The organism is Rickettsiales bacterium (genome assembly GCA_029252805.1).
GTDB lineage: Bacteria > Pseudomonadota > Alphaproteobacteria > Rickettsiales > JALZUV01 > JALZUV01.
The window spans coordinates 26,837-36,186 of record JAQXAR010000001.1 but is presented as its reverse complement, the minus strand read 5'-3'; the positions used below and the strand labels follow the sequence as shown (position 1 = coordinate 36,186).

8 protein-coding genes and 1 tRNA gene are annotated in these 9,350 nt (G+C 48.9%); 4 read left to right on the top strand and 5 right to left on the bottom strand.

The window, feature by feature from the left end; translation table 11 throughout:
- Positions 1-362 precede the first annotated feature (362 nt).
- Positions 363-438: transfer RNA gene (locus P8P30_00175), tRNA-Ala, on the bottom strand.
- Positions 439-531: 93 nt separating this feature from the next.
- Here P8P30_00175 and P8P30_00170 point away from each other — a divergent pair.
- The 3 genes from P8P30_00170 to P8P30_00160 are packed head-to-tail and all read left to right on the top strand — an operon-like array spanning position 532 to position 4,211.
- On the top strand, positions 532-1,098 hold the full coding sequence (locus tag P8P30_00170) for a hypothetical protein (GenBank protein MDG1285961.1): 567 nt from the start codon (positions 532-534) through the stop codon (positions 1,096-1,098).
- A complete protein-coding gene (locus P8P30_00165) occupies positions 1,098-2,423 on the top strand; it encodes a TldD/PmbA family protein (GenBank protein MDG1285960.1) in 1,326 nt (441 codons plus the stop codon). Before P8P30_00170 ends, P8P30_00165 begins: the two co-directional genes overlap by 1 nt.
- Positions 2,424-2,468: 45 nt before the next feature.
- On the top strand, positions 2,469-4,211 hold the full coding sequence (locus tag P8P30_00160) for an ABC transporter ATP-binding protein (protein ID MDG1285959.1): 1,743 nt from the start codon (positions 2,469-2,471) through the stop codon (positions 4,209-4,211).
- Positions 4,212-4,251: 40 nt separating this feature from the next.
- Here the strand turns inward: P8P30_00160 and holA are convergent, their stop codons facing one another.
- The 4 genes from holA to P8P30_00140 are packed head-to-tail and all read right to left on the bottom strand — an operon-like array spanning position 4,252 to position 7,870.
- On the bottom strand, positions 4,252-5,280 hold the full coding sequence (holA, locus tag P8P30_00155) for a DNA polymerase III subunit delta (GenBank protein ID MDG1285958.1): 1,029 nt from the start codon (positions 5,278-5,280) through the stop codon (positions 4,252-4,254).
- Positions 5,277-5,768 carry a hypothetical protein gene (locus P8P30_00150; GenBank protein MDG1285957.1) on the bottom strand — a complete coding sequence of 164 codons (492 nt, stop codon included), beginning with the start codon at positions 5,766-5,768 and terminating at the stop codon, positions 5,277-5,279. Before P8P30_00150 ends, holA begins: the two co-directional genes overlap by 4 nt.
- Positions 5,769-5,804: 36 nt before the next feature.
- Complete coding sequence (gene argJ, locus P8P30_00145; GenBank protein MDG1285956.1) at positions 5,805-7,022, bottom strand: bifunctional glutamate N-acetyltransferase/amino-acid acetyltransferase ArgJ; 1,218 nt, start codon at positions 7,020-7,022, stop codon at positions 5,805-5,807.
- Positions 7,022-7,870 (bottom strand): peptidylprolyl isomerase, encoded by an 849-nt coding sequence (locus tag P8P30_00140; protein ID MDG1285955.1) that lies wholly within the window; start codon positions 7,868-7,870, stop codon positions 7,022-7,024. Before P8P30_00140 ends, argJ begins: the two co-directional genes overlap by 1 nt.
- Positions 7,871-7,969: 99 nt before the next feature.
- On the opposite strand from P8P30_00140, the gene P8P30_00135 reads away from it, so the two are divergent.
- A complete protein-coding gene (locus P8P30_00135; protein MDG1285954.1) occupies positions 7,970-9,019 on the top strand; it encodes a rod shape-determining protein in 1,050 nt (349 codons plus the stop codon).
- Positions 9,020-9,350 lie beyond the last annotated feature (331 nt).

Below are 9,350 nucleotides of genomic sequence, written 5' to 3'. Positions count from 1 at the left end.
CTGGCCGTAGAACCCGCAATGAAATATTTTATCAACTCTAACTGCTTATTTCTCGATAACTTACAATGCTTTATATACATCAATAACTCCTAACAATTTAAATGTTAGGTGTCAGCCCCTACTTTTAAACTATTGTGAGTTTGAGAATTTACTCAAAATCTGCACATTTCTCTCCTTAGCATATTTTGCGAACGGTCAGTTAGACTTGTTTCGGAGGTGGGATTTAAACCTACGGTCTTTGCGTTATGAGGTTAATCAAATGATGTATAAATCTAAAGTAGTGAAGGCTTTCCATTGGTGCCTATTTGGTGCCTAGAATTTTCCATGAGACTGGCCATAGCTGCCTAACCTATTGAAAGAAATGGTGGAGGATACAGGAGTCGAACCTGCGACCTCTTGAATGCAAATCAAGCGCTCTACCAACTGAGCTAATCCCCCACTTCAAGAAGGCGTACTATTTGCCGGGCTTAGGGCATTGTGTCAAGTAAAAAGCGGGCTAGCATTTCAGGTCAGCTTTTGTATAAATGCCGCATGCGTTTTATTTTCCTTATTTTCTTTCCAATTTTTCTAATAGTTTTGGGCGTTTACGGAGCCGGTTCGTCGCTTCCAATACAGAATACCGTGATACGTGGTATTTCTCTCCCAATTTCCCAGAATAAGCTCTGGAAGCTTATAATAGAGTTTGATTCAATGGCGGAGTGGCATCAAAATATTGAAAAAGTGATCGCTGTTCCAGCACCAGAAACGCAGAAAACATTGTGGCACATTAGTACAGCAAGTAATCAATCCTACATCTTAGTACCAGGGTATCAGTCAAAACCAGATGTTTTGAAGGTAGAGTGGCTAGAGAGTCATTTATCTTATGATGTAAAATGGAAAATGAGTTTGATGGATAAGACGCCGAGTTTGAAAGAACAGGCAGGGGACTCGCCGGTTACTTTCATCAAAATCACCGAAGTTTCGAAAACCCCCAATCCATTTGCACGCTTCTTCATGCAATATTTCTTAAAATATGAAGCCAGTGTTGAGGATTATTTACAGAACTTAGCGAGACACTTGGAAGTGCCTGAAGCAGAAATTAGAGAGTTGGTAACGTGATGAACGATAAAGCACAGCAGTTATTGGAAATGGCACAAAAATTAGGCGCCCAGAGCGCCGACGTGCTGGCCGCAAATTCAACCAGTATTAGTGCAGGGATACGTCTCGGCGAATTGGAAGAGCTAGAGCGTGCGGAATCCGGCGGAATTGGCCTACGTGTTTTCATGGGCAAGCAGCAAGGGATGGCCTCCGGGAGTGACTTACGCACTGAGAGCTTATTTCAAATTGCGGAACGTGCCGTGGCGATTGCAAAGCAGGCACCGGCAGATCCTTATGCAGGGCTACCTGAGCCGCAATCCATTGCGAAAGAATGGCCAGAATTGGATATGGTTGATGATAATGAGCCTGAAGTGGAATGGCTGTTGGCTCAATGTCGTGAAGCTGAGGAAACCGCTTTGGCGGTCGAGGGCGTCACAAATTCTGAGGGTGGAAGCGCGGGCTATAGCCGTTGCGACATAACGTTACTGACCAGTGATGGCTTTAATGGCTCCTATGCAAAAACCTCTTTTAGTCTATCGGCGAGTGTGTTGGTGGGTGAAGGAACGGGTATGGAGCGTGACTATGCTTATAGTACTGCCCGTCATCGTAAGTCATTGAAAAGCGGCAGTGAAATAGGGCAAGAAGCGGCAGAGCGGGCGTTAAAACGTTTAAACCCTTCTAAAAAGGATACCTGTAAGGTTCCGGTTATATTTGATCCCCGTGTTGGCCGTGGATTGGTCGGCAGCTTCACCGGTGCCATTTCAGGTGCGGCGGTTGCACGTGGGACGTCTTTCTTGAAAGATAAAATCGGTGAGCAAATTTTTAATCCTAACATTACGATCACGGATGAACCGCATCGCGCCAATGGATTGGCCTCGCGCCCGTTTGATGGAGAGGGGTGCCGGAGTGAAGCGCTGAGCTTAGTGGAAAAGGGTGTGTTGAATCATTGGCTGCTCGATAGTCGTTCTGCTCGTCAATTAGGATTGCAGAGTAACGGTCGTGCGGCACGGGGCTTATCTTCAGGAACCTCGCCGAGTAGTACGAATGTCACGTTAGAAGCAGGTGAGTTAAGCCCAGAGTCTTTAATTGGCGAGATTGAAGATGGTTTTTATGTGGTGGAAACCTTTGGCATGGGCGTGAACCTGGTGACAGGTGATTACAGCCAAGGCGCGTCTGGTTTTTGGATTGAAAAGGGGAAATTAGCTTACCCTGTTTCTGAAGTAACGATCGCTTCTACCCTGCCAGAGATGTTCTTAGGCCTGAGTGCCGCGAATGATTTGACCTATGAATATGCGACAAACACACCGACTTTGCGTATAAATGAAATGATGGTGGCGGGCAGTTAAGCCAAAAACTCGCCAAAGCGGTGGGAATCTGTTAAAAGCGCAATCATGCCATTTGAGAAATATGAGAATCGTGATGGAAAGGTGCTGTTAAAGCGCCTGTACCATGATTATTTGAAGCCTTTTAAGAGGCGGATGGTTTTTGCCGGATTTTTGATGGTGCTGGTAGCGGCGACCACAGCGGCTAATGCATGGTTAATGCAGCCGATTTTGGACGATATTTTTCTCAATAAGAAGCGCGAGATGTTAATGCTTATTCCGATTGCGGTTTTGGTCATTTTTACGGTGAAGGCTTTAGCGACCTATGGGCAGAATCTTATTCTCCAGATAATGGGTCAGCGCATATTAGCGACGATGCAGCAGCAGCTTTATCGTCATTTAATTCATGCTGATATTGGCTTATTCTCTCAAGCATCATCCGGACGCCTTATTTCGCGTTTTACCAATGATATTTATATTATGCGTCAATCGGTTTCGACGCTCTTTACGGGCATGATTAAAGAGGTGCTGACCCTTATCTTCTTGGTGGCGGTGATGTTGTATCAAAGTTGGGAATTAGCGCTTATCGCCGTGGTGATATTCCCCGTGACAGCCTGGCCGATTATGTGTTTGGGTAAGCGCATGCGTAAGATTTCGGGCCAAACTCAAGCGAATTTGAGTGAATTTGCAGGTCAGTTAGATGAGACCTTCGCCGGAGTGCGCCTGGTGAAAGCCTATGCACAAGAGGATCGCGAGATTGAAAAAGCGGGAGGTATGATTGAATCGCTTTATGAGCTTTATGCTAAGGCGGCAAAGGTGCAATCGGCGGCTTCCCCGATGATGGAGCTTTTTACTGGATTTGTGATTGCCGGTATTATTGGCTGGGGTGGGGCGCAAGTCATGGATGGAACGACCACACCCGGCATGTTCTTTAGTTTCATTACCGCGCTGATTATGGCCTATAAGCCAGCCAAAACGCTGGCGGGCATGAATACGCAATTACAAGAAGGCATGGCGGCCGCGAGCCGTTTATTCTCCGTGCTTGATATGCCAGCGGCGGTGATGGATAAACCAGATGCGGCGCCGTTGAGTGTTGATAAGGGGGCTTTGGTGCTTGCAGATGTGAGTTTCCAATATCCCGATGATAGCGGTATTGAAGGAGTCTCTATTACCGTTCCAGCCGGTAGTTCTGTCGCATTAGTGGGGCCTTCAGGCGGCGGTAAGTCGACCTTGATGAACTTGCTATTACGTTTCTATGATCCGCAGTCAGGCACTATCTCCATTGATGGTACTGATATTCGTGATGTCACCCAAGGCAGTTTGCGCAAACATATTGCACTCGTGAGCCAAGAAACGGTCCTCTTTGATGATACGGTCGGTGCAAATATCGCTTACGGCCTGCCCGATGCCGATCAGGCCACGATTGAGCAAGCGGCCAAAGATGCGGCGGCGCATGAATTTATCATGGCGATGCCAGAAGGCTATGAAACGCGAGTTGGACCGCGCGGAGTTAAGCTCTCAGGCGGGCAGAGGCAGCGATTAGCTATTGCGCGGGCGTTGCTAAAAGATGCGCCAATTTTATTGCTCGATGAAGCAACGAGTGCGCTGGACACGCAGTCTGAGTCTTTAGTTCAGGCGGCCATTGACCGTTTGATGAAGGGGCGCACCTGTGTGATTGTGGCGCATCGCCTTTCGACCATCGCGCATGTTGATAAAGTTTATGTGATGGATGGTGGGCAGATTGTTGAGTCAGGCACTCATAAGCAGCTACAGGCTAAGAAGGGTCTTTTCCATCAGCTCTATGCTGCTTAAGCGGTTATGTGTGATAACTGCCTCGGTTTTGAATGAACGATTAGGCTGTGCGGCGGCTCTTGCCTGCTGCATGGCGTGAAAGCCTATGCATCAGGTTACGGCATGTCATTTCGGGCGGTAACGCGCCATGTTTTGCTTCACGTTCGGCTTCTAGCAAGGCGCTGATAGCGCTACGAAGCGCTGGATCATTCCAGCGCATTATTTGTTGGCTAATAAGTGGCTCTTGCTTGAAGAACACTCCGTGGCGCGTGAAAGCGGCCTTTTGCGCAATACCATTACCCATCATCGCTTTGATACTGAGTAGTTTTTGCAAGTGTGAGGAAAGCATGCGGTAGATTCCAATGGGTTGGATATTTTCGTTGAAACAGCGGGTGAGTGTGTTTTCTAGTCCATCCTTGCCACCACAAACGGCGTGGAAAAGTTCATCGAGCGTGTGATCTTTATTATCGCCGCTTAATTTGCGTGCAAGCTCGGCGCTTAGATGCCGTTCTTCGCCGAGATAGAGGTCAATTTTCTCAATTTCCTGTAAGGTAATAGCGCGATCATTGCCGAGGCTGCCCGCGAGCATAGGAATGACGCCTTGTTCGCAGGTGATATTGCGCTCTCTTAAGCTCTCAGCCAGTACTTGCGTTACTTTACGCGCATCATCGCGGTAGCAAGCGAGGGCGGCGAGGGATTTTTCGGCCTCAAACATTTTGCGTAACTTTGAGGTCGGACGTAACTCCCCTGCGAGCACGATAAGTGGCCAAACGGGTTTAGGCTCACTCAATATCGCCGCTTCAATGACTTTGGCATTGTCGCTGCTGGCTTGGCGTAGAACGACCAATCTATCACCGCCCATTAAGGTGTAGCTACTAAGCTCGTCAGATAGGCGGGTAGGATCCTCAGATAAGCTATCAGCCGGTATCTCTGTCAGATCAAGTGTGTCATATTTTTGCCCTAGAAAGTGGGCAATGAGCTGCCGGCTTTGGGTGCGAATTTGTCCCTCATCGGGCCCATATAAAAGGAAGGCTCGACAATCGCCGGGGTTTTTGAAGAAACTTTCTTGTTGTGCCGGTGCGATCTTCATTGCATCGCCTTTAAACGGGTTGCAATCTCCATCGCTGTTGTGCGAGCCAGTGCCTCAATACCATTGCGGCGTGCATCGCGCTCAGCAATGAAGGTCGCAAAGTCAGAGTCGGAGACATTATAGCTGGAGATACGCTGTGAGTGCTTAGAAAATAGTTTTTTGCTACTTGCAATGTCAATCAGTTCATAGGTTGATTTGAGCACCATATTATAGCGTGTAATTTGGGCATCGCGTTCAATAATGATTGGCTGCTTGGTCTCTTCTAGCTGGCTTACGAGATGGTAGCGCGGTTCAGGGTATTGATTGCCGGGATGTAGGGCATCCTCTAGCGCAATCCGGTAAATCTGTGCCGTTCGGCCCTTGCTTGGCACTTCTACTTTGATCATTTCCAATAGCGGGTTTGATTGTGCCACTTTGGTTCCGTGCACAGGTTCAAAACCACAAGCGGTGAGTAAAAAGAGAGCACAGATGGGGACCAAGAATTGCATAAGCAAAATCTAACGACTAACCGCCATTAGGTAAAGCTAAGTTCGGTAATCTGCGTTGATAGCAATATAGCCATTGGTCAGATCGCAGCTATAGGCGGTGAATTGGCCTTCGCCCAAGCCGATATCGACGCTAATGGTGAGCTCTGGCTGTTTCATATATTCAGACATAATGGCCTCATCATAGGTGGAGTGACGTTGCCCTTTTTGCGTGAGTAAATGCTCACCGAAGCTGATCTTAAGCGTATCGCGATCGGCGGCGGCACCGGATTTCCCGACCGCCATAACGACGCGTCCCCAATTGGCGTCTTCACCGGCAATGGCGGTCTTAACGAGTGGTGAATTGGCAATAGCCATCGCGATTATTTTTGCGTCAACGTCATTCGCGGCGCCTGTCACCTTTACGGTAAAGAATTTCTTAGCACCTTCCCCATCACGCACGATGAGTTTGGCGAGTTCGAGCATTAAGCTATGTAGTTCAGCGCGGAAAAGCGCTAGCTCATCGCCTTTGACTTCGGCGCCTTGACCGGTCGCAAAGAGTAGCACCATGTCGCTAGTGGAAGTGTCTGAATCGACGGTGATGGCGTTAAAGCTCGTTTCCGTGCCATCGCGCAGGAGTTCTTGTAAGGCTTCAGCCTCTATCTTAGCATCGGTTGCGATAAAGCCGAGCATGGTCGCCATATCGGGCGCAATCATGCCAGAACCTTTGGCGATACCATTGAGTGTTACAGTCTCAGAGCCTATCTTGAAGCTTCGTGTGGCGAGTTTCTGGAAAGTGTCAGTGGTGCAAATGGCTTTCGCTGCATCTCCCCAGCCCTCATGGCTAAGTGCGCTGTGCGCATCCGGTAAGTTACCGATGATATTTTCATAAGGCAGTGGTTCGCCGATGACACCAGTGGAGGCGACAAAGCACTCTTCCTGTTCGCAGCCAAGTAGCCCAGAGGCGGTCGCGAGTGTTTGGTTCACAGCCATCTCGCCGAGTTGTCCGGTAAAAGCGTTCGCATTGCCTGAGTTGACGATAAGCGCGCGTGCTTGACCGCCTGCAGCATGCTGCTTACTGCGTAATACCGGGGCTGCTGAGGTTTTAGACTGGGTGAAGACACCGGCGACTTGCGTGCCTTCTTCAAAGGCCATGAGTAGTAAATCAAGCGCGCCTGATTTACGAATACCGCTGGCCACAGCTGCCATGCGACACCCTGCGATCGGAGGTAGGTCGGGAGTGTTCTTCGGGGCCAAAGGCGAGATAGGGAGGGGCATTATTTTTCCTGAATTTCGATCGGAAATTCTAGCGTCTTGCCTTTTGCATCACGATAGTCGATATCGGCGCCTTTAAGCAGGTCTTTGATATATTGCTGATTGGCCTCCTGACGCATTTGTTCCTCAATCGTTAGGCGCGCTTCTTCGTAAGGCGGCAGCGGAACATCACGCTTTTCATGTAATTTGATGATGTGCCAGCCGAAAGAGCTTTTGACCGGCTCAGAGATTTGGTCTTTTTCTAACGTGAAAGCCGCGTCTGCGAATTCTTTGACCATTTGTTCTTTATTAAAGAAACCGAGATCACCGCCGCCGCCAGAACTTCCAACATCGACAGAGCGACGTTTTGCCGTAAGAGCGAAGTCTGCGCCCTCATCAAGCAACGTCTTGATCTCTTTGGCTTCCTCTTCTACTTCTACCAGAATATGGCTGGCATGCGCCTGTTGGCCACCTTTAATCTTGCTGACCATTTCGTCATAACGCTTTTTAATCGTTGCTTCTGGCGTGTTGACCGTGCGCACACGTAGGTGTTCCTGCACTAAAACTTGACGGCGAGCGGCGGCGATCTTTTTCATCACATCGCGGCGTTCTTGTAATTTACCGGCTTCTGCATCTTTGAGCATCAAACGTTCGCTGACGATCCCGCGCACCACATTGCCTTTAATAGCATCACCGAATTGATCGATGGGCGGAGCGGCTTCTTCGCCGGGGAACAAAGCGTCCCAAATGTCTTGCACTTCATCATAGGAAATCTCTTCGCCATCCACTTTAAGCATCGTATAATTTTTGGCAAAAGCGGGGCTCGTCATCATTAAGGCCGTTGAAACAGCTAAAGCAGTCATTAGTCGCATGGTAAAAATCCTTTAGGTTACGATTTGATATGCCATAAAATTAGCATGCTGGCAATCCATGACTAGACATTTCAGACAGAGCGCGCATATTCGCCTTATATGGAATTTCTTCGCAAACTTTTTGGATTAAAATCGACCGACATGGCGATTGACCTCGGTACAGCCAATGTTTTGGTTTACGTTAAGGAGCAGGGAATCGTGCTGAACGAGCCCTCTGTGGTCGCGATGATCGAGGATAATGGCAAGATGGTGCCGTATGCTTTCGGTAATGAGGCGAAAATGATGCTAGGCCGCACACCGGCGAAAATTGAAGCGATCCGCCCGATGCGTGATGGTGTCATTGCGGATTTTCGTTCTGCAGAAGAAATGATCAAATATTTCATCGGTCAGGTTAATAGCGGCAGCAGTTTTGCGCGTCCGCTCATCATTATTTGTGTGCCTTCTGGTTCTACGCCGGTTGAGCGTCGAGCGATTCAAGAATCCGCAGAAGCCGCGGGTGCGCGTGAGGTTTGGTTGATGGAAGAGCCGATGGCAGCCGCCGTGGGTGCTGGTTTACCGGTCACGGAGCCAACCGGCTCCATGATCATTGATATTGGCGGTGGCACGACGGAAATCGCTGTGCTGTCGCTGGGTGGTATTGTCTATTCACGTTCCGTGCGTGTGGGCGGCGATAAGATGGATGAGGCGATCATCTCCTATGTGCGTCGTGCCTTTAACCTGCTGATTGGCGAGGCGACGGCTGAACAGATTAAGAAACAGATTGGTGCGGCTTTGCGGCCTGAAGATGGCAGCGAAGGAGTCACGATGGAAATTAAGGGGCGCGATCTTGCCAGTGGTTCGCCCAAAGAGATTGTGATTTCTGAAGCCCAGGTGGCCGATGCGCTCGCCGACCCACTCTGGCAGATTATTGATGGTATTCTCGTCGCGTTAGAGACAACGCCGCCGGAGCTTTCGGGGGATATTATTGAAAAAGGGGTCGTTGTGACAGGCGGTGGGTCGCTCTTGCGACGCTTTGCCCAATTGGTTTCAAATGAAACAGGCCTCCCTGTATTTAACGCAGAGGAGCCTCTTTCCTGCGTCGCGCTTGGTATCGGTAAAATCCTCGAAAACCCAACCAGCATGAAGCACGTTCTGTTTAAGCAGGATTAAAGGGGCGTTATTTTGTCCCCGCTCGCCCGACTGGTTTCCCTTTATGTTCGACTTGAATAGTGGAAGCGCGGTCAGGAGGCAAGCGCAGCCGGGGCGCAATTAAAGCAGCCCCTCGCCCCATAAAGTAAGCCCGCTTTTTAAGAAAAAAAGCGGGCTTTAAAGCAGTTCAAGCAAGTTGCAGGATACGTTTTAGATTTTGCTCTCATTTTGTCGGTTTCTTAGTCCCTTACCGCAATATGTTGCGTTTTTGGGTGCATCGAAACTCTATATATGTTTGTAGAGAACTGAGTTAATTCTTCAAGGTTGGATTTCTGTTTATCCACAATTTTGT